Origin of the sequence: Alteromonas sp. RW2A1, assembly GCF_001886475.1 — a bacterium.
Lineage (GTDB): Bacteria > Pseudomonadota > Gammaproteobacteria > Enterobacterales > Alteromonadaceae > Alteromonas > Alteromonas hispanica.
The window spans coordinates 1,112,478-1,137,045 of record NZ_CP018031.1; the positions used below are offsets into that span (position 1 = coordinate 1,112,478).

The 24,568-nt window shown below is 45.3% G+C and carries 26 protein-coding genes; 21 read left to right on the top strand and 5 right to left on the bottom strand.

Annotated elements, in window-relative coordinates; translation table 11 throughout:
- Window positions 1-8 precede the first annotated feature (8 nt).
- Complete coding sequence (locus BM528_RS04965) at window positions 9-713, top strand: DUF1624 domain-containing protein (RefSeq protein ID WP_071978936.1); 705 nt, start codon at window positions 9-11, stop codon at window positions 711-713.
- A gap of 187 nt (window positions 714-900) precedes the next feature.
- Here BM528_RS04965 and BM528_RS18780 read toward each other — a convergent pair whose 3' ends face one another.
- From BM528_RS18780 to BM528_RS04975, 5 genes are all read right to left on the bottom strand, one after another.
- A complete protein-coding gene (locus BM528_RS18780; RefSeq protein ID WP_232230573.1) occupies window positions 901-1,362 on the bottom strand; it encodes a hypothetical protein in 462 nt (153 codons plus the stop codon).
- 39 nt (window positions 1,363-1,401) lie between these two features.
- Window positions 1,402-1,572: a hypothetical protein gene (locus tag BM528_RS18785; protein WP_232230574.1), complete on the bottom strand. Its 171-nt coding sequence runs from the start codon at window positions 1,570-1,572 to the stop codon at window positions 1,402-1,404.
- Between the two features lie 115 nt (window positions 1,573-1,687).
- Entirely contained in the window at window positions 1,688-2,071 is a 384-nt protein-coding gene (locus BM528_RS18790) for a hypothetical protein (protein WP_232230575.1), read from the bottom strand.
- Window positions 2,038-2,322 carry a hypothetical protein gene (locus tag BM528_RS18795; RefSeq protein WP_232230576.1) on the bottom strand — a complete coding sequence of 95 codons (285 nt, stop codon included), beginning with the start codon at window positions 2,320-2,322 and terminating at the stop codon, window positions 2,038-2,040. The genes BM528_RS18790 and BM528_RS18795 overlap by 34 nt, the downstream gene beginning before the upstream one ends.
- A gap of 75 nt (window positions 2,323-2,397) precedes the next feature.
- A complete protein-coding gene (locus BM528_RS04975) occupies window positions 2,398-4,518 on the bottom strand; it encodes an SDR family NAD(P)-dependent oxidoreductase (protein ID WP_071978937.1) in 2,121 nt (706 codons plus the stop codon).
- Between the two features lie 253 nt (window positions 4,519-4,771).
- On the opposite strand from BM528_RS04975, the gene BM528_RS04980 reads away from it, so the two are divergent.
- From BM528_RS04980 to BM528_RS05080, 20 genes are all read left to right on the top strand, one after another.
- The gene (locus tag BM528_RS04980) at window positions 4,772-5,116 is read left to right on the top strand and encodes a c-type cytochrome (protein ID WP_232230577.1); all 345 of its coding nucleotides are present in this window, start codon (window positions 4,772-4,774) and stop codon (window positions 5,114-5,116) included.
- Window positions 5,117-5,209: 93 nt separating this feature from the next.
- On the top strand, window positions 5,210-5,665 hold the full coding sequence (locus BM528_RS04985) for a hypothetical protein (RefSeq protein WP_071978938.1): 456 nt from the start codon (window positions 5,210-5,212) through the stop codon (window positions 5,663-5,665).
- Between the two features lie 64 nt (window positions 5,666-5,729).
- Complete coding sequence (locus BM528_RS04990) at window positions 5,730-6,086, top strand: hypothetical protein (protein WP_071978939.1); 357 nt, start codon at window positions 5,730-5,732, stop codon at window positions 6,084-6,086.
- 29 nt (window positions 6,087-6,115) lie between these two features.
- Window positions 6,116-6,961 (top strand): hypothetical protein, encoded by an 846-nt coding sequence (locus BM528_RS04995; RefSeq protein WP_071978940.1) that lies wholly within the window; start codon window positions 6,116-6,118, stop codon window positions 6,959-6,961.
- The gene (locus tag BM528_RS05000; RefSeq protein ID WP_071978941.1) at window positions 6,958-8,895 is read left to right on the top strand and encodes a 2Fe-2S iron-sulfur cluster-binding protein; all 1,938 of its coding nucleotides are present in this window, start codon (window positions 6,958-6,960) and stop codon (window positions 8,893-8,895) included. The genes BM528_RS04995 and BM528_RS05000 overlap by 4 nt, the downstream gene beginning before the upstream one ends.
- Entirely contained in the window at window positions 8,895-9,653 is a 759-nt protein-coding gene (locus BM528_RS05005) for a hypothetical protein (protein WP_013755285.1), read from the top strand. Before BM528_RS05000 ends, BM528_RS05005 begins: the two co-directional genes overlap by 1 nt.
- Complete coding sequence (locus BM528_RS05010; protein WP_071978942.1) at window positions 9,650-10,444, top strand: multiheme c-type cytochrome; 795 nt, start codon at window positions 9,650-9,652, stop codon at window positions 10,442-10,444. The genes BM528_RS05005 and BM528_RS05010 overlap by 4 nt, the downstream gene beginning before the upstream one ends.
- Before the next feature lie 12 nt (window positions 10,445-10,456).
- A complete protein-coding gene (locus BM528_RS05015; protein WP_071978943.1) occupies window positions 10,457-11,680 on the top strand; it encodes a hypothetical protein in 1,224 nt (407 codons plus the stop codon).
- Window positions 11,681-11,696: 16 nt separating this feature from the next.
- On the top strand, window positions 11,697-12,251 hold the full coding sequence (locus tag BM528_RS05020; protein ID WP_071978944.1) for a HyaD/HybD family hydrogenase maturation endopeptidase: 555 nt from the start codon (window positions 11,697-11,699) through the stop codon (window positions 12,249-12,251).
- On the top strand, window positions 12,248-12,682 hold the full coding sequence (locus BM528_RS05025) for a hydrogenase expression/formation C-terminal domain-containing protein (protein WP_071978945.1): 435 nt from the start codon (window positions 12,248-12,250) through the stop codon (window positions 12,680-12,682). Before BM528_RS05020 ends, BM528_RS05025 begins: the two co-directional genes overlap by 4 nt.
- A gap of 1 nt (window position 12,683) precedes the next feature.
- Window positions 12,684-13,682: a hydrogenase small subunit gene (locus tag BM528_RS05030; RefSeq protein ID WP_071978946.1), complete on the top strand. Its 999-nt coding sequence runs from the start codon at window positions 12,684-12,686 to the stop codon at window positions 13,680-13,682.
- Window positions 13,683-13,701: 19 nt separating this feature from the next.
- A complete protein-coding gene (locus BM528_RS05035) occupies window positions 13,702-15,585 on the top strand; it encodes a nickel-dependent hydrogenase large subunit (protein WP_071978947.1) in 1,884 nt (627 codons plus the stop codon).
- Window positions 15,586-15,819: 234 nt separating this feature from the next.
- On the top strand, window positions 15,820-16,047 hold the full coding sequence (locus BM528_RS05045; protein WP_071978949.1) for a HypC/HybG/HupF family hydrogenase formation chaperone: 228 nt from the start codon (window positions 15,820-15,822) through the stop codon (window positions 16,045-16,047).
- Window position 16,048: 1 nt separating this feature from the next.
- On the top strand, window positions 16,049-16,426 hold the full coding sequence (locus tag BM528_RS05050) for a hydrogenase maturation nickel metallochaperone HypA/HybF (protein WP_232230631.1): 378 nt from the start codon (window positions 16,049-16,051) through the stop codon (window positions 16,424-16,426).
- A complete protein-coding gene (hypB, locus tag BM528_RS05055) occupies window positions 16,416-17,162 on the top strand; it encodes a hydrogenase nickel incorporation protein HypB (protein ID WP_071978951.1) in 747 nt (248 codons plus the stop codon). Before BM528_RS05050 ends, hypB begins: the two co-directional genes overlap by 11 nt.
- A 4-nt stretch (window positions 17,163-17,166) precedes the next feature.
- Entirely contained in the window at window positions 17,167-18,303 is a 1,137-nt protein-coding gene (hypD, locus tag BM528_RS05060; RefSeq protein WP_071978952.1) for a hydrogenase formation protein HypD, read from the top strand.
- Window positions 18,300-20,609: a carbamoyltransferase HypF gene (gene hypF, locus BM528_RS05065; RefSeq protein ID WP_071978953.1), complete on the top strand. Its 2,310-nt coding sequence runs from the start codon at window positions 18,300-18,302 to the stop codon at window positions 20,607-20,609. The genes hypD and hypF overlap by 4 nt, the downstream gene beginning before the upstream one ends.
- On the top strand, window positions 20,606-21,658 hold the full coding sequence (gene hypE / locus BM528_RS05070) for a hydrogenase expression/formation protein HypE (RefSeq protein ID WP_044447455.1): 1,053 nt from the start codon (window positions 20,606-20,608) through the stop codon (window positions 21,656-21,658). Before hypF ends, hypE begins: the two co-directional genes overlap by 4 nt.
- 119 nt (window positions 21,659-21,777) lie before the next feature.
- Entirely contained in the window at window positions 21,778-22,188 is a 411-nt protein-coding gene (locus BM528_RS05075; RefSeq protein ID WP_044447457.1) for a MerR family transcriptional regulator, read from the top strand.
- 24 nt (window positions 22,189-22,212) lie between these two features.
- Window positions 22,213-24,561, top strand: a complete 2,349-nt coding sequence (locus tag BM528_RS05080; RefSeq protein WP_198033593.1) for a heavy metal translocating P-type ATPase — start codon at window positions 22,213-22,215, stop codon at window positions 24,559-24,561.
- The last annotated feature ends 7 nt before the right edge of the window (window positions 24,562-24,568 follow it).

Sequence of the window (24,568 nt, forward strand, 5' to 3'; positions counted from 1 at the left end):
ACGTCAGTATGCCCATCACTCGCAACGTTACCCTAGACATCATGCGCACGGTCGCCATTGTATTAATGGTGATCTTTCACTTCGCGTATGACTTGCGGTTCTTTGGCTGGGTAGATTGGAGTGTGCCAAATGGTCCTGGCTGGAAACAATTTCGGTATGTCATTTTATCACTCTTTTTCTTAAGTGTGGGTGCATCATTGGTGTTCGCTCATCACCAACGCGTGGATTTGAAATCCTTTGCGAAGCGAATAATGTGGATAGTGGTATGGGCATGCGTTATATCACTATTTACTTATTGGTTTTTCAATACTAATTGGATATTTTTTGGTGTTTTACACTTTATCGCCGTGGCCAGTGTACTATGCTTTCCCTTCGCACGTTATCCAGTCATGGCTTGTTTTATTGGGATAGGGATTATTACACTGTTCTTAACGAATGTGGTTACAAGTAAATGGCCGTTTAACTTATGGGAATTGGGGCTGCCGTCATCACCCAACGATTATGTTGCACTATTTCCTTGGGTTGGCGTTGTATTGCTGGGCATTGGCGTTGGCCATATGTTTATTAAGGGTATAGATCCCTGTGCTTCACTGAAATTATCAACTAAAATCACGTTTTTAGGACGTCACAGTCTTGCTGTGTATGTGTTACATCAACCTCTGTTTTTTGTAACATTAGGCAGCGTGTATTGGCTTTCGCATTCGGTTATGTGAGTCTAAGTTGAAGATGAGACAATGATAATAAGGGACCTTTGACAAAAGTAGAGCGTTGTTTGTTTTACAAGTAGTCTCGGCGTTTCTAGCACTTGTATATCAGTAATAGTGTGGATATTCTTAGCGTACAACAACATTTTTAGGTAGGGACCGCTGTGCTTTTAGTGCCAACAAACCCAGATTACCGCTAGTCTTCAAACAATCTTGGGCGCTCTTTCTGGAATCCAGTATATTTTTGCCATAGACTGTTACATTGTGCTCCCGCGAGTACGTTAGTGATAGCGTCGTCTGTGGCCATTTCTTTTTCTGCAAATAATAGTCTCACCTGACAAGAAATTTCATGCATCGCCGCTTGTTTCGTAAAAAGGCTTTTATCACGTAAACAGACTCTAATAAAAATTAGACTATCGACCATGCATATCACCCGAAAAATGAACCGCGGAAGCCGCTCAGGATCTTGGTATTCACTGCGCTCTTCGGTCAAGCAAAAATTTAAATTCTCTTCAAAACTTTTTAACCGTTTGTTAATACTCTGCAAGGCATTGTCATTTAATACACCAAAGCGGGTCATCTCTGCTTCGTAAAATGCTAAATCGAGTAGCGCTTCATAGTAAAGCATTCTTGCGTCATCTAATTTGTCTTTGACCATTTCGAAGCGTGAAATAGCATGTTCTTGTATTGCGATGACCTATCTAAGAACACTCGGATCGCAACGAGCGGTAGTGCTGTCTTCAACTGACGTCATGCTTAGATCATCAAAGAAACGGTCATAACCGTCTTCAATTAGAAACCGGCGAAGATAAATCGATATCGCTAAATTTTTAAAAACAAGACCGTTTTGCGTCTCCGTCTCACTCATTAACTTATCGAAAGCGTTTGCCGCGTACTGAACTTTTTCTAAATTTATCTGCTCCAAAAGTTCAATTTTTTGTTGGTGTCCGTCTGTGAGCCTCTTAATATCTTTCTCATGCCGCTCAGTGAGCGCTGAAATTTGACGTTGTTTTAACCCCCCTTAACGCTAGTAGATCTTGATCTGTTGCCTCTTTTAGCGCCTCCAAGTCTTGTTCTGCTTTGTTTTTTACTGCTTGAGTTCGAGTACTTTGAATGTGGTTCATCCAAGCAATAACTGCAGAAATAACGGCAACTAGGATGGCTGTTAATGTTAATACTGTGGTGGCCAAACTGCGTGTAGCTTCATTAGTAAAGTCGCGCGAAGCTAACAATGTCTCTGATTTAACAGATTGATGCTGTTGCGTTAACTCGGATTGCAATCGTAAGCGAATCTCTTGCATATCAAGAATATCCAAAGATGATTTTATTTGCTCTAACTCAGATGCGCTAAGCGTTGAGGGTTGCATTTTGATCGCTTCATTTCATTATATAACGTTTTCACCGCATCAATATCTTGTTCAATACGCGCAAGTCGACGATTAACTTCTGCATTGGAAAGCGTAGCATTCTCCAACAACAGTAAATCTCGATTAATCTCATCAACCTGTTTCTTAAGGCCAACTAATCCGCGATAGAAGTCTGCGTGAACATAGTCATCGGTATCGGCAAAGCAAATGGTGGGAAGAAGTAGAGTAAAAACTAACATCCATTTAAACACTGTATATATCCTAATTACTGCAACTGACGGTTGATCGCCATAGCGCTTGAGTAAGTATTACACCAGCTTAACGGTTTATTGTAAATCCCGCTGCAAAGAGCCTGCAAACCTAAGTTGAGGGTCGTATTTCTTTTTTAAAGCAATCAAACGCTCTACATGGTGACCGAAATAACTGGTCAATGGACAGTCGTTGCCCATGTCATAATTTTGGTAGGCATGGCCATTAAAAAATGGGGATAATCGTTCATAGGTTTGATTAACCCAGTCTATAACCTTGGTATTGTCTTGATCGGGCAGAGTCACACCCGTGATGCTACATACAAATGAGGCATCGCGATGAATAAATGCGGTTTCATGGGTCTCGATATCCTGGATCGCGCCACATAACGGATCGAGCATAATGCCCGCTGCGTTGTCTGGGCAAGACTGATAGCATTGCAAAAGCGCATCAATAAACTGTTCCGTAAGTTCACCTTCAATGATCCCATTGCGCCAATAAAGTGCGTGCCCTTGTTCATATTCATTTGACTGGCACTCTATGTATTGTTTATGCGTAACAGAGATATCGGCATCCGTTTCCCATTTTGCTATGTTATTTAGGTTGGAGTCAGGGTCTTCACTAAACCCCATAATTGATATTTTTGCATTTTGTAACGCTGAACGAGCGATGTATGCATATAAGAATTGCGTTCTCGGCCCCTGCAGTACAGCATCGCTGTATTGCTTTAAAATAGGCTTTGCCTTTTGAATTGGCCATTCAATGATACCTCCTTGAACATAAGCTGGAGCCGGGTGCAGCCTAAATGTTATGTGGGTGATAACGCCAAATTGAGAGCCGCCACTGCCGCGTAGTGCCCAAAAAAGATCAGAGTGTTCCAAAGTGTTTATAACTCTTTGCTGACCATCTGCTGTGATCAGATTAAACGCCAAGACATTGTCGCAACTTAACCCATGTTTGCGTGACAAAAAACCGATCCCGCCGCCTAACGTTGCTCCTACAACACCGACATCCGGGCAGGTGCCTAATGGGATCACTTTCTTATATTTCGATAAGAACAGATCCAAATTATGATTTTTCACACCCGCGCCCACTCTTACTGACTGACCAACTGCGCAAAGTTCTATACTTTGAAAGGCAGACATATCAAGGACAATGCCACCGTCAATAACGGCCGCACCCGTTACCCCATGGCCGCCGCCTTTAACTGATATTTGTAAATTAAGGCGATTGGCATAGTCAATTGTATTAATGATATCGACGTCTGACTCAGGCACGACTATCGCATATGGAAAATGTGAAATGGCTCGATTAAAAACATGACGCCGCGCTGAATAGCCTGTACTTCCAACGTCCCAGACACTGCCGCTTAACTTGTTTCGCAACGACAGTAAGTCAGATTCAGTTGGCTTCGTTGAAATAGTTTTATTGGTATCAATTGGGTTGAGCGGCGCTTCGTCAATGCTTTGCAATAAATCCCAATTTGTTCTGCTAAATGTCTTTGGGTCTATACGATTTAACAATTGCCAAAGGTATTGTGCAACAAGGCGCGGCGGTAGTAGCTTGTTCTCTTCATGTAAGCCTCTTAAAAAGGCCGACATCGGCAGTACATCGCTTGGCACTTGCCGGATTTTTTTTTGCATCGCTGTATCAACATTTCCGGGAGCTGCGGTGGCAAAAACAGCTACATCTTCATTAACTTCTTGTCTAAAACAACTACACACCATATTTAAAGCCGTTTTACTCACACAGTATGCTGATGCGCCTTTCACTGCACTAACGGGTTGCTCGCTTGTCAAATACAGTACGCGGCTATGTTTAAACTTATCCAGGCACAGTTGTGTTATCAAAAAGGGGATATCGCAGTTGATTCTTTGTGCCGTGCGCCATTCTTTGTAGCCTATTGATTGAATAGGTTTAAGCGGTGTGACAATACCTGCACAATGCACTAAGTAATCAATCTGTTCGTATTGGCTAAGCGTTTCTTGAATTTCAATCGTTGCCGCTTCGTGATTAAAATCAACGTGTTCTATGATGAGGCGGGGTTCAAATTTTTCATTGAACGCTCCTAGTTCTGAGCTATCACGACACAGTGCAACAACAAGCATATTTGGATCCCTTGATAAGAATTCATTAGTCAATGCTAATCCAATCCCTGATCCTGCACCGGTAATTACCGCAATTTTGTGTTTCGTCATTTCTTATTATCCGCTCACCCAATTAAAAATTGCATCTGGTATTCAGCATATGCCGCTGCAAAGTAGCTATGAGGAGACCTGTTGACGCAGCTTGAGCATAGATAATTTTGAACCAAGGATAAATAAATCGATAATTTGATTACGGAAATGTAATGATTCTGTAATCCGATTGTCGTGAAGGATTGATCTAAATCAATTACATTTATCGTGTGATTTATAGGATGGATTTCATCAAAAGCAAAGGATAAATCGGGTGCGAAAAATTACGATAGCACTATTCTGCATTGCCATATTACTGATCAATTCTGTATCAGTCAGTGTGCATGCATTTGAAGATGTCGGAATTCATACGCACGTTATTGCGGTGGATCCACGAGAAGTCCTCACACGCTATGGCTGCCAAGGCTGCCATCAGGTGCAAGGTGCGGGCGGAACACTTGGCCCATCGTTAGACAATGTTATCAGCGATAGAGGCAAAGCCTTCTTTTTACGAAAGGTCAAAGAGCCTCAATTTAATAACGCTTCTTCTGCAATGCCACAAATGCCTATAACAGATGAAGAGCTTGAGGTTTTGGCCGAATTTTTATCGCCCAAATAGCACCTTGACCTGAGACTAAGACATAGGATTAAGGTGACAAGTCGTCTATTTCAAACCTAAATCGCTCATGTGAGCACAACTAAAGGAAAAATTATGAAAACATTAACGTCATTATTACTAGCCAGCGCCCTTGTTGCTGCGCCAATTGCGACTTCTTACGCGCATCAACACACTGATAAATCTGACATGCCGATGATGGACAGTCAGATGATGAAGAAAATGCAAACACATATGGAAGAAATGCAAGCAGTTTTAGATGCAGTAAAAAGTGAATCTGATCCTGAAAAGCGCGAAGCCATGTTGCATGAGCATGCCCAAAAGATGCAAGACATGATGGGCATGATGGAAGGCAAAGATTCGATGGGAATGAAAGATGGAAAAGGAATGAAAGGCGGCATGGGCATGAAGCATAAACACAGTGATATGTCGACTGATGACAAAATGAAAATGATGGAACAGCGTATGGCCATGATGGAAGACATGATGGGGCAAATGATGGGACATACGGCTGAAAAAGCGAAGCCAATACACAAGCATAAAAAGAACTAATCAATGCGTTATGAGGCAGGAAAAGCGACTGCCTCTTTTCTTTTAATAATCGCGGGAGTTTTACATGAACAAATTAATCAAGCTTTTATCAATTGCAATCTTGTCTGTTGGGCTACTAGGGGGCTGTGCAAGCCAGATATACCATGACTACATCATGAGTGGGCAGGTTGTTACCGTCGATGATAAACAAGTAGTGGTGTGTGTCTCTGACACCGATGCTCTCAAAGAACATCAAGTCTTCAATGTCTATCGCACCGTGTACGATCCTTATTCGACCTCAGAGGCTGATGACGGCTACTCACGAAAATTTGTTGGCAAAATACGATTAGGTAAAACGAAGGATGAGCATTTTGCAGAGGCTATTGTACTTGATGGCGAACTAGCACGTTATGACATGGTCGAGTTTGATCGTGGGTTTTAGTCGATATTTTTGAATAGGAGCATGCCGTTGTGAAGATTAGAGAGTGTCACCAAACCTACCGTTTAGCGGCTATTGTGAGTCTGGTATTATCTAGTGTCTTATTCACAACCGCGTGTTCAGCGATAACACAACAAACTAGTCCGAAAGAAAAACCTAAAGAAACACAATCTTCAGACACTACGCCCGAGTTAGCGCCGGCTGACTTTGCAAAGATCCAATCAGCTTTGCGCTCATTAGACAACTCACTGGCAGCGCAATCAAAAAGCAATACCGGCGTTAAACAGAGCGATACCAGCCCTCAACTCAATGAATCATCTACGCCCCCCCAAGCGACGAGCAAGATGAAGATGGGCATGGGAAAAGGGAAAAAGAAGATGACAATGAACGGAAAGTCTTGCATGGGGATGATGTGTAAGATGATGATGAAAAATAGTTCGATGATGGGTATGCCTCCTGAACAAAATACACCGGAGATATCCAAACCTTCATCAACGATAAGCTTGCCAGGTGCGAGTAGTGCACCTCATATTTACCACCTTGGTGAACAAGCCTTTTTCTTAAACCACACAACAACATTAGAACTAACAGATACGCAGTATCAAACGTTGTTATCGATTCAATCTGAGTGGGAGTCTTCCCAAAAAAGCCTTGCGCAGCAGCGTAGTGCATTAGAGGCATTATTGTGGGAATTGACAGCCCAAGGATTGCCTCAATACGACAATATTAAAGACACCATTAGTAAAATAGAGGCCATAAACAGCACCCTACGCCTACAGTTTATTGCTTCGGTGGGGAAAGCCGTCTCTGTATTAACACCCCCGCAGATTGCGAAAATAAATGCGCTGTGGGCGGCTGAACAAAAGGATGCGTCATGACTAGGGGGAGTAAACGCGCATCAATGATTCACCGCTATTGTGTCATTCTAAACGTCGTTCTTTTTTTCGTGATTATAAATGCGCACGCACAGCAACAGACTGAGGATAGTGAGCATGCCAGCCATCATACTGAGGCAGCGAATGGGCCGAGTGTTGCGGTAAGTACAGATTCTCCACCTTTGGCCAATCAAGTTAAAGGTCAGCCGGGCAATGCCAACGCAATGATGGGGCCAGGTATGGCAAAAGGAATGGATAAAATGATGGAGAAAATGGGAGCGCCTAAACCTAAAGATCTCTATCCAACTTTAATGCGGATGCAATCAACCACGACGGAACAAAGAGATAGTATCTTAGGCAAAGCGTCGGCGCGTATGCAACAAGGAAGTGAACAACTGACTACCGGGTTTGAATCGCTCGCCCGTGCCGCAGCCGTTGATGACTATACCCAAATGCAAGTAGCTGTTGAGACCGTTAAAGAAGGGATCGCGCATTTTGATAGTGGTCTGGCGGCAAAACGGGCAATACAAGATGGGCAAGAGCCCAGAAGAGTGGCATTAACCTGGTTTAAATCGCAAATGAATTTGCTACCCAGTTCACCAGTGAATGATTCCTCAACACTGTTTGGCATGACGCCGTTTCATACTGCAGTGATGCTTGTTCTGCTGATCTTCACTGTCGTCATGGTGTATGTTTATGGATTTAAAATGCGCAGAGCTGCCGCATTGCTTGAAGAGCTTAGGTCCACTGAGACCGCAAGCGCTGCTGCGCCCACGAAGCAAACATCACCTAACGAGATACCTACTAACGCACCTGTAGGGACTGACGCTGTTTTAATACCCGCTACAGCGCAGGCATTATCTTCTACGACTATGTCACCGCGTAAAGGTGTCTATAGTGGCAGTATGCAAGTCACCGGTATTTTTCATGAGACCCATGATGTTAAAACGTTTCGACTTGCCAGCGCCGATGGTCAAGTCATCCCATTTAGTTTTGAACCTGGACAATTTGTGACTTTTACGCTCACGATTGATGGTGTTGAAAAACCGGTGAAGCGGTCTTACACCATCGCATCATCACCCACTGAGCAGTATTACTTTGAAGTCACCATCAAACGCGAGGAATTCGGTGTTGTTTCTCGTCATATGCATGACGTCGTAAATGTGGGAGATACGCTTTCAATTAAAGCGCCTGGCGGCAAGTTTTACTTCAATGGTCAAGATGCAAGTAGCGTTGTATTGATTTCAGGGGGGGTTGGGATCACGCCCATGATGAGCGCGGTACGTTACTTAACCACGACGTGCTGGGACGGTGACATTTATTTTCTGTTTTGTACGCGAACGTCTAACGATTTTATTTTTGAACAGGAATTAAAATATCTACAAGCACGTCACCCAAGGTTGAAAGTACTCGTCAGTATGACACAGGCGGATGGCACATCTTGGATGGGACCTCAGGGGCGTTTTTCATCGGCATTGATAAATGAATTCGTGCCGGACATAGCATTAAAAACAGCACACATTTGTGGGCCGCCGGCAATGATGGATGCAACCAAGGATATTTTATCTGAATTGGGTATGCCTGAAGCGAATATTAAAACAGAAGCTTTCGGTGGTGCGAGTCCGAAGAAAACGGCCACTAAAACGGAGGTCGCCCCAAACACGCCTGTAAACAATACGCGCCAAGTGCGATTTAGTTTATCAAATGCACAGGCACAAGCCGGCACAGATGAAACCGTATTGGACGTTGCTGATGGACTTGATGTTGATATTGAGAATTCGTGCCGGGCAGGCTCTTGCGGCAGTTGCAAAGTGAAATTACTGCGCGGCGATGTTGATATGGAGGTTGATGATGGGTTGGAGCCAGAAGATAGGGTCAGTGGTTATATTTTAGCCTGTCAAGCCATCCCTAAAACTGATGTGGAGGTGGAAGCATAGTGAATAGTCAAGAGCGAACCATTGTAGGCAGCTTGGTGGTCTTAATGATCTTACTTTGGCTAGGGTTTGTGTGGCACCGTGACCCAGCATTCCCTGGCAGCTTTGCTGGATTTGTCGTTGGTTTGACTGCGCTGGTATTAATGTTTATTCCGTTGCTTTACATGATCATTAAACGCAACAAAGCACTAAAGAAAGTCGTGACCAAGCAAATAGCCATGCCTACGCTGCTGCGCATTCATATTTATGCTGGAGTATTGGGACCTATTCTTGCACTCATCCATAGCGCTCATCGTTTTGATAGTGCTACTGGAGTCTCCATCATCATCTTTATGATGGTCGTTGTGATCAGTGGGTTTGTTGGTCGGTATGTGCTAGGGCTTATTTCCTCAAATGTAAAAGAGAAAAAGCGTCAAGTGACAGAACTCCAAGGTGCACTTTCAAGCGCCAAACAATCGCTTAAAGACGCGGTCTGCGACGTAAGATATTCGACTTTCGCCCAAACATCAGCGAGACACATTCCATACATTGCTTTAAGTGTACCTACTTCAGCGCAAAGTAAGCTGTTTCGACAAGAGAGTAAGGTTCTATCCATTATCGATGCCATTTCTGATGTTGAATACAGCATTCTGATTCACGACACTGCGAAAACTTGGTTTGCTCGTTGGTTGAAGTTTCATATCGTGATTTCGATAACGCTCTATGGCGTATTGTTCTTTCACATTTTTAGTGAAGTTTATTTTGGACTACGCTGGTTATGAGCAAGTGGATAATAGTTATTCTGGGCTTAGTTGCAGCGGGCTTTGGTGTTAGCCATTTTTTTCACACACCAGAGGATCTTGCAAAAATTCCGTGGGAACAAATGGTAGAGCCTGGTTCACTGAGCAAAGCGCATGCGTTTTTGGCGGATGACTGCTTGAGTTGTCACACGCCAGTAGAAGGCGTTGAGCGCGACAAGTGTGTCGCCTGTCATGCAAATGATACCCATATCGTCGCGCGTCAACCTACTGCGTTTCACGCCGACATAACAGAATGTGCTAGTTGTCATACTGAGCATCAAGGTGAGGATGCTAAGATTTCACTGATGAACCATATTGCATTGGTCGATATTGGGTTCAATATGCTCCCCAACCCAAACGTGCCATTTGACGAAGGCGCAGCCACGATGGCTTTTTTAGAAAATGTTCTAGCGAATAAGCAAACGGCTGATCCCCTATTTGTGCATCCCGACGTCAGTGATAAAGAAGCATTATTGAATTGTTCACAGTGCCACAGCAACGATGATCGCCACTTCACGTTGTTCGGAGAGGATTGCGTGCAATGCCACAGTACAGACAAGTGGTCACTGCCGACGTTTATTCACCCCTCGAGTCAATCTCGTGATTGCAATCAATGTCATGAAGCGCCGCCCAGTCACTACATGCAACATTTTAAAATGATTTCCGCCAAAGTCGCTGGCGAGCCAAAAGCCAAAGTGGAGGCGTGTTATGCCTGTCATCAATCGACTTCCTGGAACGATATTAAGCGTGCCGGCTGGTACAAGCATCATTAAGGGGGAGAAACTGTGATCACAAATTCCATTGCCCTGGCAACCTCACTGTTGGTAGCAATAGTATTGTTTCTGCCTCGCCTACGACAATCTGTCCAATGGCGAGCGACAGTAACACCGCTGGCTTCAATTATTGGCAGTGGCTTTTTGATCATTGCACCACTGCTGCATTCGGTAATGGGTAAATGGGCGCTACTGGGCATTATTTTATTGTCGACTCTGGCATATTTGTTGGGTTCAGTCATTCGCTTCAATATACGTCATGCAGAGCCTGAGCTTGCTCGCAATTCACACGGCAGTATCGCAACGCTTGAGAAAGCCAGTCAATGGGCCCTCGGTGCTGCATACGCAATTTCTGTGGCGTTTTACATTAGCTTGTTTGCCGCGTTTGTCTTTGACCGCTTTGCTATTGACGATACAACGCTCATCAAATTGTTTACCAGTGGGCTGCTTGTCATCATTATGTTGGTCGCTTGGCTTCGTGGTGCAAGAGGATTGGAAACCATCGAGTTATTCGCAGTCACAATTAAGTTGGCGATTATTATTGGTGTACTAACAGCACTAGCAACTTACGATATACAAGTAAAAAGTGCGTGGTTTAAACATGAGGCGATACAATCCCTCAGCCATTTTGAAACCCTTAGCATGCTTGCCGGTATGCTCATGGTGACACAAGGGTTCGAAACCACGCGTTTTATGGGCAATAGCTATAATGCAGAGCAGCGTATTAAAGCGGGACGATATGCCCAGTGGATTGCCATTTTCCTTTACGTTGTTTTTATTGGTTTAACCTGTCCCATTTTTCTCGATTTTCCGATAACCGAACTGAATGAAACAACCATTAGTTATACCCTGGGTCAAGCCATTTGGGTATTGCCGATATTATTACTTGTGGCCGCGACGGCAAGCCAGTTAAGTGCCGCATTAGCCGATACCATAGGTGGCGGTGGTTTGCTAAAAGAGCTCTTCCATTTATCTATATCTCCTCAGTTTTATTATGTTCTTGTCATCGCGATTGCCGGCATATTAGTTTGGTCATCCAACGTATTTGAAATCATTAATCTCGCGTCAAAGGGATTTGCACTTTATTACCTTATACAAACACTCATCGCATTCAAGCTCGTACTACTGCGGCCCAAAGAACAACGCTTCAAATCGCTTCAATTGCTTGGTCTTTGCGCGATTGTTGTTTCCTTATCCTTTGTGATTGGCTGGTCAATACCAGCACCGCACAGTTAATAGAGGACAGAGGCTAATGCAATCCGCAAAAACATGTACGCCAGCAGTCCGCGTCGCAAACAAGGTTAAGCAATATACCATAATAGGGGTAGGAAACATTTTACAGCGTGATGATGGCGTTGGTATACATGCTATCCAAGCCTTACAGCCCATGTTTGAAGACTATTCAAATGTGTCGTGCATTGATGCTGGGACACTGAGCTACGAATTATTAGAATGGGTGTCAAATTCAGATCATACCATTGTCATAGATGCCGCCTATATGCGATGTCCAGCTGGCACGGTTAAAGTCTTCAAAGATGATGAAATCGCGCAGCAATTTGAACAGGCAACGGCGCACTCTGTTCACCAAATTACGTTACGCGATACCTTATTAACCAGCCAAACATTGTTCTCAAAACCGACTGAAGTGACGTTAATTGGCGTAGAGCCTGAAACAATCGAGTGGGGGACGTCCTTAAGTCCAAAAGTCAGTGTCGCGCTCTCTTCCATCATGGATATCGCGTGTGCGTGTCTTTCTACCGATAATTTTCACGCCAATACTCCAGCGATTGAAAAGGAGTCACGATGAACGAAGAACTCATTTTTATAACATCTAATGCTGACACTACGGGCAATGTGATCCCGCTTTTGCATCAGATTCGTCATGCCTTATCCCAGTTACTTGCGCAGCAAGAAGAAACCACGATAGACCTGCGGCGATTACCATTGAGTGCAAGTGAAGAATCACAGTTGGAGACTTTTCTGGGCCATGGAGAGGTGAAAGCAGATATTCAGGCACTGGGTGACACAGTGCTAATCGAATCACGATATACAGGTGTCTGGCTTGAAACGCATTACAACGAGGAAGCCGAGATCATGGGCAAATATGTGCATATCTGTGACTGTCCACAGCTAATAAAATCTCAACCAGAAGATATGGTGTTATCGCTCAATAATATCGTGTCAGACATTCAATCAATGTCTGATACATCGACGAATGACGCGGCTGAGGAGGATTAATATGTCTCTACCCACATTAAATGCGCAGTTACAAGCGTCAGGTATATCCAGACGCACATTTCTTAAGTTCTGCGCTACGACAGCATCATTGCTCGCCTTACCTCAAAGTGCGGTTGCCGATCTCGCCAATGCACTGGGGAATGCAAAACGACCTTCTGTTATTTGGTTGCCCTTTCAAGAATGTACTGGGTGCACCGAGGCAATTTTACGCTCTCATGCCCCCACTCTGGAAAGCCTTATCTTCGATCACATTTCATTGGATTATCAACATACAATAATGGCTGCCGCTGGAGAGCAAGCAGAGGAGGCACGACACGCAGCAATGGAAGCGCACAAGGGACAATATTTGCTGTTGGTCGATGGTTCGGTTCCGATGGGGAATCCCGGTTACTCAACGATCAGTGGAATGAGTAATGTTGATATGTTGCGTGAATCGGCCAAAGAGGCTGCAGGTATTATTGCCATTGGTACCTGCGCATCTTTTGGCGGGATCCCCAAAGCTAACCCAAATCCTACGGGCGCTGTTGCAGTCAGCGACATCATTACTGATAAACCAATCGTCAATATTTCAGGATGCCCACCACTGCCTATCGCGATAACAGCAGTGTTGGTTCACTACCTGACATTTAAGCGTTTTCCTGACCTTGATGCACTGCAACGACCACTCGCCTTTTTTGGTGAAACCATTCACGACCGATGTTACCGGCGTCCGTTTTTTGAACAACGTAAATTTGCAAAATCGTTTGATGACGAGGGGGCTAAGAAGGGCTGGTGTCTGTTTGAGCTGGGTTGCAAGGGGCCTGAAACTTTTAATGCGTGTGCAACCGTTAAGTGGAATCAAGGCACCAGTTTTCCTATTGAATCTGGGCACCCGTGTCTTGGCTGCTCTGAGCCCGACTTCTGGGATAAAGGCAGTTTTTACCAAGCCCTTTTCCCATGGGAACGATACAAATCTAAACCGGGTAAAGGTGGACAGAAGCACGCCGGTAAAAACGCATAAAACACAATAGGCAAAGCATATGGACAAGACATCAAATAATGATCGGTTGGTCGTCGATCCCATCACTCGAATCGAAGGCCATCTTAGGATAGAAGCTGACTTGGATGGGAATACGATCAAACAGGCGTTCTCTTCGGGTACCTCTGTACGAGGAATTGAACTGATCCTGCAAGGCAGAGATCCTCGGGATGCGTGGGCGTTTGCTCAGCGTATCTGTGGCGTTTGTACATTGGTACATGGCATGGCATCGGTTCGCGCAGTCGAAGATGCCCTCAGAAAAGCGTGGCGTACAAACGCCAAGTTAGGAGTCGCTATTGGACATCCGGCCATGACGTCCATGCCAAAAGGGCCGTTGCAACATGGTAAAAAAGGCAAAGGGCACCGTCATTCAGGCACCGTGATAGGTTCACTGAGTGAAGCTGAGATGGCTATCCCACAAAATGCACAATTAATCAGAAACATCATGATCGGCACCCAGTATGTGCATGATCACGTGATGCATTTTTATCACTTACATGCCCTTGATTGGGTTGATGTTGTATCGGCTTTAGATGCGGATCCAGCTAAAACGGCAGCGCTTGCTGGTCAACTTAGCGATTATCCTCGTTCATCTCCTGGTTATTTTAAGGATATGAAACAAAAAGTTAAAACGCTGGTTGAGTCGGGACAACTGGGAATATTTAACAATGCATATTGGGGGCATCCGGGCTACAAACTGCCACCTGAAGTAAATTTAATGGCGCTAGCGCATTATCTAGATGCGCTAACGTGGCAACGTGACGTTGTCAAAGTTCACACCATATTTGGTGGCAAAAACCCTCATCCCAATTTTGTCGTCGGCGGTGTACCGTCACCCATTAATTTGAATGCATCAACAGGAATTAACACACGACGATTAGTGCAATTACAAGATGCCATCACCCAAATGAAGACATTTGTCGATCAAGTGTACTACCCAGATATTTTGGCCATTGCGGGTTATTACAAAGAGTGGGGTACACGAGGCGAGGGGCTGGGTAACTTTCTAACCTATGGGGACCTACCGACGACCTCAATGGATGATCCCGCGTCATTTTTATTTCCCAGAGGCGCAATACTGGGTCGCGACTTGAGCAAGGTATATGAAGTCGACTTAGATGATCCATCTGAAATTCAAGAATTCGTTTCTTCATCTTGGTATCGCTATAGCGGCGGAAATACAAGTGGCTTACATCCTTTCGAAGGGCAAACAAACCTTGAATATACGGGCCCAAGGCCCCCTTATAAGCACCTTAATACGAGTGCTGAATATTCATGGTTGAAAAGTCCGCGTTGGAAAGGCCATGCAATGGAGGTCGGTCCGTTAGCGCGTGTATTAATGATGTATGCGAAAAAGGATGCTGCAGCGCAAGACATCGTCAACCGCTCTCTTTCTATCTTGGATTTAGCGCCCTCAGCACTTTTCTCGACACTCGGCAGAACGCTCGCCAGAGCGGTTGAAACCAAAATTATCGTCAACCAGCTACAGGATTGGTATGACCAATTGCTTGATAATATTGCGAGAGGCGATACCGATACGTTCAACCCTTTATATTTTAACCCAGCGAATTGGCCTGTAAAAGGTCAAGGCGTCGGGGTTATGGAAGCGCCCAGAGGCGCTTTAGGGCATTGGTTAGTCATGCAAAATGGAAAGATTGATAACTACCAATGTGTCGTGCCCACTACATGGAACGCAGGACCTAGGGATCCTAATTCACAGGCCGGCGCTTATGAAGCCGCGCTACAAGATAAACATACACTACATGATCCTGACCAACCTTTAGAGATTTTGCGAACACTTCATAGTTTCGATCCGTGCCTTGCATGTGCTGTGCACGTGATGGACGAAACTGGTGAAGAGCGTCTGCAACTGAAAGTTCGTTAGTCATAGTTGAGGAACTATTATGAGCATCCAAAATATTACAAAGCATCTTACTAACCCACTAATATTAATTTTCTACTCGGTGTTGGGCTCACCAGCGAGCCACGCGCATCCGGGCCACCAAGGCGATCATTCCTTACTGTTAGTCGCACTCCTGTCAGTCACAGTGTTAGTGGCGGTTGGGCTCTTTGTGTACAGAGCGAGAGTGAGAAGTGACGCAATACGGGTACCACAGTAATGTGCCTCGCTGTTCCAATGAAAGTCACAGGAATAAAAGGCTTTAATGCGATATGCGAAGCCAAAGGTGTTTCTCGCGAGGTCAGTTTACATTTAATACAAGGATCAGGTGTCAAGGTGGGTGACTATGTAATGATGCATGTGGGTTATGCACTGCAAGTGATCACGTATGATGAAGCGCAAGTGACGTGGGAGTTGCTCGATCAGGTGATTGCTTACGATGCATGAAATGAGTCTGTGCTATAGCTTGCTTGACACAATTGCCGTTTACCAACGCGCAAATATGGATAAGTGTGTCGGTCTTGTCCACGTCAAAATCGGCCCACTTTCAGGTGTTGAGCCTGATTTACTGCATCAGGCTTTCTTGACGTGTAGGACTCACTCTATCGGCGATCAGGCAGCGCTTCAAATACACACTAGCGCTATCACAGTGCGCTGCACATTGTGTGGCAAACATAGCCGTGCAGTAGTAAACCGTATCATATGCGCTAGCTGTGGTTCGTGGCAGACAGAACTCATTCAAGGCGATGAGTTTGTTTTACAGCGAATTGAATTCATCCCGTCCGAAATATCAACCGAACCAAAGGAAAGACAATATGTGCGGTAATTGTGGGTGTGAAACACCTAGGAAAATCGAAAAGCCTATTCAGCAAATGACAAACGTCGTTGAGGTTCATGCGAATCTAAAAAGTAGCAATGATACCCAAGCGATCACAAATCGTGCTTTGTTTGATGCACATGATGTGATGGTGATTAATTTGATGTCATCGCCAGGCAGCGGAAAAACACGGTTGCTGGAAGAAACCATCACTGCGCTCAAATCTCAATACAACATGGCGGTGATTGAGGGCGATCTCGAAACTGAAAATGATGCTAACAGGATTAGGCGTCATGGTGTGCAGGCTGAGCAAATTGCGACAGGGCAAGGGTGCCATTTGGACGCTAATATGGTGTTTAAGGTACTCGGGAAATTTAACCTCGAAAAGCTAGACGTTTTGTTTATTGAAAACGTTGGCAATTTAATTTGTCCCGCATGTTTTGATTTAGGGCAGCACTTGAATGTGATCTTGTTGTCGGTACCAGAAGGCGACGATAAACCCGAAAAGTACCCCGTTATGTTTCGTGCCGCAGATGTCATGCTGATTTCAAAGACCGACTACTTGCAGTTCCACGACGAATTCAATGTGGCGCGTGCGATCCAGTCATTTCGTAAAGTGGGCAATAACGCCCCTGTTATAGAAGTGTCTTCAACGCAAAGTAACCAGCTTGAGGCATGGTTTGCTTACTTTATAGAAACCATTAATGCTCGTGACTCTCGCTCATTGCAAGAACGGGGAGCTTAAGAGTATGTATAGTGTTGAATCGTTACTATCTCTGATCAAGAAAACGCCGCTTACAAAACCGCTCCGTATTCTCAATGTCTGTGGTGGTCATGAGCGCGCGATCACGCGCGCTGGCTTTAGAACGTTATTTCAACACAATATTCATCTGATCCCCGGCCCAGGCTGCCCCGTCTGTATTTGTCCAGAAGAAGATATCGCATTCGCGATTCACTTAGCACTCAACGAAAACGTCGTCATTGCGAGTTTTGGTGATATGCTCCGCGTGCCCATCGATTGTGCTATCGATGGTTGTGATTCATTGATAGCAGCAAAAAATAGTGGAGCAGATGTTCGTCCTATTTCGTCTGTGCAAGAAGCAGTATCTATTGCGATAGGTGAACCTGAAAAGGCGGTTGTATTTTTTGCGGTCGGTTTCGAAACCACCATGGCACCGGTTGCAGCAGCATTGCTTGCTGATTTGCCCAATAACCTTAAAGTTTTATTGTCTGGACGTCTTACTTGGCCAGCTGTTGCCCATGTGCTTAGAAGTCAAAAAGATACATTTGACGCCCTTATTGCACCAGGCCATGTCGCAACCATTATGGGATGTGAAGAATGGCAATTTGTTATCGACCATCATGATTTACCCGTCAGTATTTCAGGATTTCATCCAGAAAGTCTGCTTTTGTCGATCCATGCACTTATCAAAAACTTTTCTAACAGAGTCATTACGCTGAACAATAGCTATCCCGAAGTGGTCAAGCACCATGGTAACTCAGCGGCTAAAACTCTTTTAAAAACAGCGTTTACTCAGGTTGATGCGCATTGGCGTGGAATTGGTGTCATACCGCGTTCTGGATTTTCATTGGCTGCAAAATTGTCGCACTTAGACGTTACCAACCATTATGAGCCAATCGATTCTAGTTCACGAATTATACAAACCGGTCTAAAAACACCCCCGCCCTGTGAGCAAGTGATACTTGGGCAAATGGCACCTGATGGGTGCCCGTTTTTCGGTAAGGAATGTATACCGGCTTCGCCCAAAGGAGCCTGTATGGTTTCCGACGAGGGGGCTTGCAGAATCTGGTATAGCGCTGGCGAGCGCTCAGTAATAGAAGTTATTGAGAAGGGAAGTATGCAAAAGGTGGAGATAAAGTCATGACGGCTTCCGGCTCACACGAAGCAAATCAAAATAATGCAAAAACGATTGCGTATGAGCTAATCATTACAGGGATGATCCAAGGCGTTGGCTTTAGACCCTTGATTTACCGTTTAGCCCATGAAAAAAACCTTGTGGGATGGGTCAAAAACGATTGTGGGTGTGTGTGCATACATATTGAAGGCTCAGAATTAGATGTTGAACAGTTTTTATATGAATTACTAAATAATGCGTCACTGGTATCGTTGTATTTACTCGAAAAGAAAAGCATTAAACCCAATGGCTTAGGTACATTTTCGATAGAAGAAAGCAGTCATGACCCATTAAGCGGGACGGTATCAGTGCCCAAAGACTTGTATTTGTGTGACGCGTGTCAGTCCGAGTTACTGTCTACAGATAACCGGCGCAGTGATTATAGTTTCATCGCTTGCAGTGAATGTGGACCACGATTCTCGATGTTGCGGGCAATGCCCTATGACAGAAAAAATATTAGTATGTCCGCGTTTCCTATGTGTGAGACGTGTCACCAAGAATATCAATCCCCGCATGACAGGCGCTTTCACGCACAGCCTATCAGTTGTCGCGCATGCGGACCTGAAGTGTTTTGTTCAACAGTTGGCGGTCGTGTGATCGCGCAAGGTGATGACGATGTTGTGACTGCGGTTGTGGGATGCCTTAACCAAGGTGCAATCATTGCGTTAAAAAGTGTCGGCGGGTATCACTTAATTTGTGACGCGCAAAACACTGAAGCGGTTGATCTACTGCGGCGACGAAAGAATCGACCCGACAAGCCTTTTGCGGTGATGCTTCCAGAGCCGCAAAGCGATGTTCCTGGACAGAGTTGGCTCGATAACTGTGTGGTGGTAAACAGTCAAGATAAAGCGCTCCTATCAAGCCCTATAAGACCTATTTTGCTTGCACCAAAAAAACGCAATGCACCCATTGCAGAAAACGTAGCGCCAATGCTTAGTGATTTGGGGGTGATGTTACCATGCAGTGGTTTGCATTTGATGCTCATGAAGCAATTCAATCGTCCGATGATCGCAACCTCAGGCAATGAATACGGTGAACCTATGGTCACATCGACGTCGTCTGCACAACAACAGCTTTCCATGTTGGCTGATTTTTTTGTTCATCATAATCGCGATATCTGTCACAAACTTGACGACTCCGTTCTAAGAACTGTGATGTCAGGCGCTATACCGTTTCGTCTGGGGCGGGGCTTAAGTCCCCTGGAATTAACGCTTCCCTATGACGTGGAAGAACCCCTTCTTGCGGTGGGGGCGAATCAGAAAAACACGGTATCGTTCGCATGGAAGAACCGACTAGTGGTAACGCCGCATATTGGCGACCTAGATTCGCCTATAATGCAGGAACATTTTGAAAAGTGTATCAGTGATTTTCAAGACCTTTATCATGTCAGTCCGCAGCGTATTCTGTGTGACCGACATCCTGGCTATATTAGTTCTCGTTGGGCCAAGGAAAGCCCATTACCGTCCAGTGAAATTTTACATCATCGTGCCCACGCATCCGCCTGGGCGTTATCTGCTGAAGTCTCGTCACCTAGTTTGGTTTTTGTATGGGATGGGGCAGGGATAGGCAGTAATGGTGATTTGTGGGGTGGTGAAGTGTTTTGGGGCTCACCGGGCAATTGGAAACGCATTGCATCATTGGCTCCTATGAAACTGCAAGGCGGGAATAAAGTACCATATCAGCCTTGGCGCAGTGCCGCAGCACTTGCATGGGAGACTAGTTTCACGGAGGTCGATTTGACCCCCTTTGACCCAGAGCACCTGAGTTTCAAGGCATGGAAAAACGAACTTAATTGTTATTTTAGTAGTTCGATGGGAAGACTGTTTGATGCAGCTGCGTTTGCCTGTTGTGAACAAAGTGAAGTCTCATATGAAGGGCAAGCACCGATGATGCTTGAGAGTGTTGCATCCACGCCATCCAAGATTGTGCCGTTATCCTTGATACAGAAAAGTGATGATTTCATTCTAATGGACTGGCGAACGATGGTGCCTGACCTATTTGATAAAACAGTACCCGCACAAATCCGCGCCGCAAATTTTCACGCATCACTCATTGAAACTGCGTGGGAGTTAACCCAGCGTTGTCGCAAAAAGTATGACTTCAAACATATTGGTTTGGCCGGAGGCGTCTTCCAAAACCGCATTTTATGCGATGGCCTAGCTGAACGTTTTGCACAATCAGACATTCCTGTTGTTATCCCAAGCAGTTTACCTTTAAACGATGCAGCAATAAGTGTCGGGCAAATTCACGAATATTGCTCAAGGAGATCATCATGAAAGGCATAGAGCGTAATAATCGAGCATCATCAGAACCGTTGGACACCGATACTATTCGGTTAGCGCAAGGCAATGGTGGAATATTGACCAAAAAACTTATTAATGATGTGTTTAAAAATACTGCCAATAAAGAACTAGATCTGCTACACGACGCGGCTTCGGTAACCTTCGCCGGTCCCTTTCTGAGTATGACAACCGATAGCTTCGTTGTCTCACCTTACACATTTCCAGGTGGCAATGTGGGGGCATTAAGTATTTACGGTACCGTGAATGATCTGGCTGTCGTTGGCGCGACCCCTCGGTATATCAGTACTGCATTCATTATTGAAGAAGGCTTTTCGATGACGGCTCTCAAGGAGGTTGTCCATAAAATGCATCAAGCTGCTGTAGAAACCAATGTGTCCATAATAACGGGAGATACTAAAGTCGTTCCAAAGGGATTCGGTGGTGGCGTTTATATCAATACAACGGGTGTGGGTGACAGCCAAGAAACACCAATTTGGGATACGAGTCTTATAAGGCCGGGCGATCATGTACTTGTCAGTGGCTCTGTTGGCGATCACGGTGCTTGCGTATTACTGGCGCGTGAGGACTATGGGTTGCATGGCCAATTAAAGTCCGACTGTGCCAGCGTTTTCCCGTTAGTCAATGCAATCAGAGACTTAGAAGGCGTTCGTTTTGTCCGAGACCCAACGCGTGGAGGACTATCAGTGTTACTCCATGACGTGGCAACTGAAACGGGTTTCAATATCGAGCTAATTGAAAATAACATTCCGGTGCGTCCAGAGGTCGCAAGCGTGTGTGACATTCTAGGCTTTGATCCTTTCGTTTTGGCTTGTGAGGGACGCGTTATTGCAATTGTTAGTCCCGATATTAGCAGCGAAGTACTCACTCATTGGCGGGGTATAAAAAACGGTGAAAATGCCCAACATATTGGTGTCATTACGGAAAATACAGGCTTAAAGGGCCGCGTGTCGATTATTACGCCAATGGGAGGGCGACGCTTCATGAGTGAGCTTGAAGATGAGCCACTTCCACGGATCTGTTGAAGGTTTAGGTGTTGACCTGTGAGCGGCTCACAGGTTTATCGTGTGAAGGTGAGAGTAAAACATAGGATTAAAGGCGTGTTTTACCGGCACAACAATGTTGATAAAGACGGGGGGTTAAAATGCGGGTAAAACAAATAGCAGATGCACTAGATATTAGCGTTGATACCGTGCGCTATTATACGCGCATTGGACTTTTGGTCCCAAATAAATCCCACAATGGATACAAGTATTATCGGCCGGCGGATGTGACGCGACTGCGGTTCATTTTAAGTGCGCGCGCCTTAGGTTTTTCGGTCAATGATATTAAAGAGATCCTAGTTACATCTTCACAAACCAATGCGCCGTGTCCAACGGTAAGGCGTCTTATTGAAAAGAGGTTGAAAGAGACTGAACAGCGGTATCAGGACATGCATGAACTTAGAGAGCGCATGCGCTTAGCCACTTCAGAGTGGCAAAACAAACCCGATCAACCTCCAACGGCCGATACGATATGCCATTTAATTGAAGGTTTCACAGCGCTTAAGTCATAACAAGGTTTAAATAGGGAGTGGTTCATGAATTCTAAAACAGACAGTGCGAAAGCACATGGGTGTTGTAGTGGCGGCGATAAAACATCAACTGCGAACGAAGCGGTTGACACTAAAACGCAGACCAGACAGGTGTCTTCCGAAGCAGGCGAGATACAACTTAATATTCAAGGGGCGAGTTGTGCCAGTTGCGTCACTAAAATTGAAACAGCCTTAAAACAAGTCGCAGGCGTCACCGGCGCAGAAATGAATTTTGCACAGCGTACAGTGCTTATCAATGGTAATGCCTCACCAAGCGAACTGGTTGGTGCGGTAGAAGAAGCTGGGTATAACGCAACGCTGGCAAATGCCGATTCTGATGAGGCTGCCATTGAAGAAAAAGAGCAAGCGGATTGGGCTTATTATAAAAAGCTAATGCGACACATGGTCATCGCATTGTCGCTTGGAGTACCGCTCATGATCTATGGTTTGGTAACCGGGGAAATGAGCGTCAACACGACCACGGAGCGAATTGTATGGTTGATTATTGGGCTCATGACATTAGGTGTCATGGTGTTCTCTGGTCGGCATTTTTATGTGGGTGCATGGAATTCGTTTAAAAATCATTCGGCCAATATGGATACTTTGATAGCCTTGGGTACAGGAACCGCCTGGTTGTACTCGATGACAGTTGTGTTCTTCCCGGGCTATGTCCCTGAAATGGCACGACATGTTTATTTTGAGGCAACCGCTATGATCATCGGCCTAATTAATTTAGGCCTGGCCCTTGAGATCAAAGCACGCGGTAAAACCTCAGAGGCCATTAAAAGGCTGATAGGCTTGCAAGCCAAGACTGCACGTGTCATCCGAGATGGCGATGATATTGATATTCCTATTGAAGATGTTTTGCTCAATGATCTTATCCGGGTTCGACCCGGAGAACGCATTTCTGTGGATGGTGTAGTCGTCGAGGGCCAAACCAGTATTGATGAATCAATGCTAACGGGTGAGCCTATGCCAATTGAGAAGCGAAAAGACGATGAGGTTGTGGCCGGTACCATCAACAAATCAGGCTCTATCGTCTTTCGGGCAGAACGCGTGGGAAAAGACACCGCGCTAGCTCAGATCATCAACATGGTAAAACGTGCACAAAATTCAAAACCACCTATTGGTCGATTGGCAGATGTTATTTCTGCCTATTTCGTGCCGGTTGTTATGATCATTGCCGTAATGAGCGCACTAGCGTGGCTCAATTTTGGTCCGGCTCCCGAGGTTGCCTTCGCAATCGTGTCAGCAACCACGGTACTGATTATTGCATGTCCTTGCGCATTAGGTTTAGCCACGCCGATGTCGGTCATGGTGGGGGTTGGCAAGGCGGCTGAAGCAGGCGTACTTATCCGCAACGGTGAAGCGCTGCAATCTGCTTCGAAAATTACCACAATGGTATTAGATAAGACCGGCACCATAACAGAGGGGGCGCCTAAAGTTACCGACGTTGTTATTGCGTCAGCTCACAATCAAGATGACGTGCTTTCGTTAGCTGCAAGCCTGGAGTCGGGTTCCGAACACCCACTCGCAATGGCGATCGTTGAATCAGCGAAAGAGCAAGGTGTGCCGATCCACTCGGTGACTGATTTTGAGTCCATTGCAGGGAAGGGCGTAGCGGCAACACTGAATTCTCAGCGTTTGCTATTTGGCAATGAAAAATTGATGAAAGAAAAATCAATAGAACTTCATCATTACGTTGATAAAGCGCAGAGGCTGGCCGCAGAGGCTAAAACCCCAATGTATTTCGCGATTGATTCAAAATTAGTTGCCGTCATTGCTGTTGCCGATCCAATAAAATCAGACTCAATAGATGCGATTAACCGCCTACAGCACAACGGAATACGTGTGGTGATGTTGACGGGGGACAATCGTATGACTGCAAAAGCCGTTGCTCGAAAGGCGGGGATTGTTGATTACGTTGCTGAAGTGATGCCAGAAGATAAAGCAAACAAAGTGCTCGAACTTCAACGTGAGGGTGAAATCGTCGGAATGACCGGCGATGGGATCAATGATGCGCCCGCCTTAGCCCATGCCAACGTCGGATTTGCTATCGGAACAGGCACTGATGTCGCAATAGAAAGTGCAGATATCACGTTGATGCGAGGCTCCTTACATGGGTTAGCGGATGCGATTGCAGTGAGTAAGGCAACGCTGAGAAACATAAAGCAGAATCTCTTCGGAGCATTTATCTATAACGTCGCGGGGATCCCATTTGCTGCAGGTGTTTTTTATCCATTTTTAGGCTTACTACTTAGCCCAGTAATTGCCGGTGCAGCGATGGCATTCTCGTCGTTAACGGTAGTGACCAACGCGAATCGATTACGTTTATTCAAAGCTAAAGAGCACTAGGAGAACC

Excerpts from the sequence above, each read along its gene's own strand:
- BM528_RS05050 (WP_232230631.1), top strand. The coding sequence starts at position 16,049 with ATGAGTCTGTGCTATAGCTTGCTTGACACAATTGCCGTTTACCAACGC.
- BM528_RS05000 (WP_071978941.1), top strand. The coding sequence starts at position 6,958 with ATGACTAGGGGGAGTAAACGCGCATCAATGATTCACCGCTATTGTGTC.
- BM528_RS05010 (WP_071978942.1), top strand. The coding sequence starts at position 9,650 with ATGAGCAAGTGGATAATAGTTATTCTGGGCTTAGTTGCAGCGGGCTTT.
- BM528_RS05030 (WP_071978946.1), top strand. The coding sequence starts at position 12,684 with ATGTCTCTACCCACATTAAATGCGCAGTTACAAGCGTCAGGTATATCC.
- BM528_RS18780 (WP_232230573.1), bottom strand. The coding sequence starts at position 1,362 with ATGGTCAAAGACAAATTAGATGACGCAAGAATGCTTTACTATGAAGCG.
- BM528_RS05045 (WP_071978949.1), top strand. The coding sequence starts at position 15,820 with ATGTGCCTCGCTGTTCCAATGAAAGTCACAGGAATAAAAGGCTTTAAT.
- BM528_RS04985 (WP_071978938.1), top strand. The coding sequence starts at position 5,210 with ATGAAAACATTAACGTCATTATTACTAGCCAGCGCCCTTGTTGCTGCG.
- BM528_RS04990 (WP_071978939.1), top strand. The coding sequence starts at position 5,730 with ATGAACAAATTAATCAAGCTTTTATCAATTGCAATCTTGTCTGTTGGG.
- BM528_RS04975 (WP_071978937.1), bottom strand. The coding sequence starts at position 4,518 with ATGACGAAACACAAAATTGCGGTAATTACCGGTGCAGGATCAGGGATT.
- BM528_RS05035 (WP_071978947.1), top strand. The coding sequence starts at position 13,702 with ATGGACAAGACATCAAATAATGATCGGTTGGTCGTCGATCCCATCACT.
- BM528_RS18790 (WP_232230575.1), bottom strand. The coding sequence starts at position 2,071 with ATGCAACCCTCAACGCTTAGCGCATCTGAGTTAGAGCAAATAAAATCA.
- hypD (WP_071978952.1), top strand. The coding sequence starts at position 17,167 with ATGTATAGTGTTGAATCGTTACTATCTCTGATCAAGAAAACGCCGCTT.
- BM528_RS18785 (WP_232230574.1), bottom strand. The coding sequence starts at position 1,572 with ATGAGTGAGACGGAGACGCAAAACGGTCTTGTTTTTAAAAATTTAGCG.
- BM528_RS05020 (WP_071978944.1), top strand. The coding sequence starts at position 11,697 with ATGCAATCCGCAAAAACATGTACGCCAGCAGTCCGCGTCGCAAACAAG.
- BM528_RS05080 (WP_198033593.1), top strand. The coding sequence starts at position 22,213 with ATGAATTCTAAAACAGACAGTGCGAAAGCACATGGGTGTTGTAGTGGC.
- hypE (WP_044447455.1), top strand. The coding sequence starts at position 20,606 with ATGAAAGGCATAGAGCGTAATAATCGAGCATCATCAGAACCGTTGGAC.
- BM528_RS04965 (WP_071978936.1), top strand. The coding sequence starts at position 9 with ATGCCCATCACTCGCAACGTTACCCTAGACATCATGCGCACGGTCGCC.
- hypB (WP_071978951.1), top strand. The coding sequence starts at position 16,416 with ATGTGCGGTAATTGTGGGTGTGAAACACCTAGGAAAATCGAAAAGCCT.
- BM528_RS05025 (WP_071978945.1), top strand. The coding sequence starts at position 12,248 with ATGAACGAAGAACTCATTTTTATAACATCTAATGCTGACACTACGGGC.
- BM528_RS05075 (WP_044447457.1), top strand. The coding sequence starts at position 21,778 with ATGCGGGTAAAACAAATAGCAGATGCACTAGATATTAGCGTTGATACC.
- hypF (WP_071978953.1), top strand. The coding sequence starts at position 18,300 with ATGACGGCTTCCGGCTCACACGAAGCAAATCAAAATAATGCAAAAACG.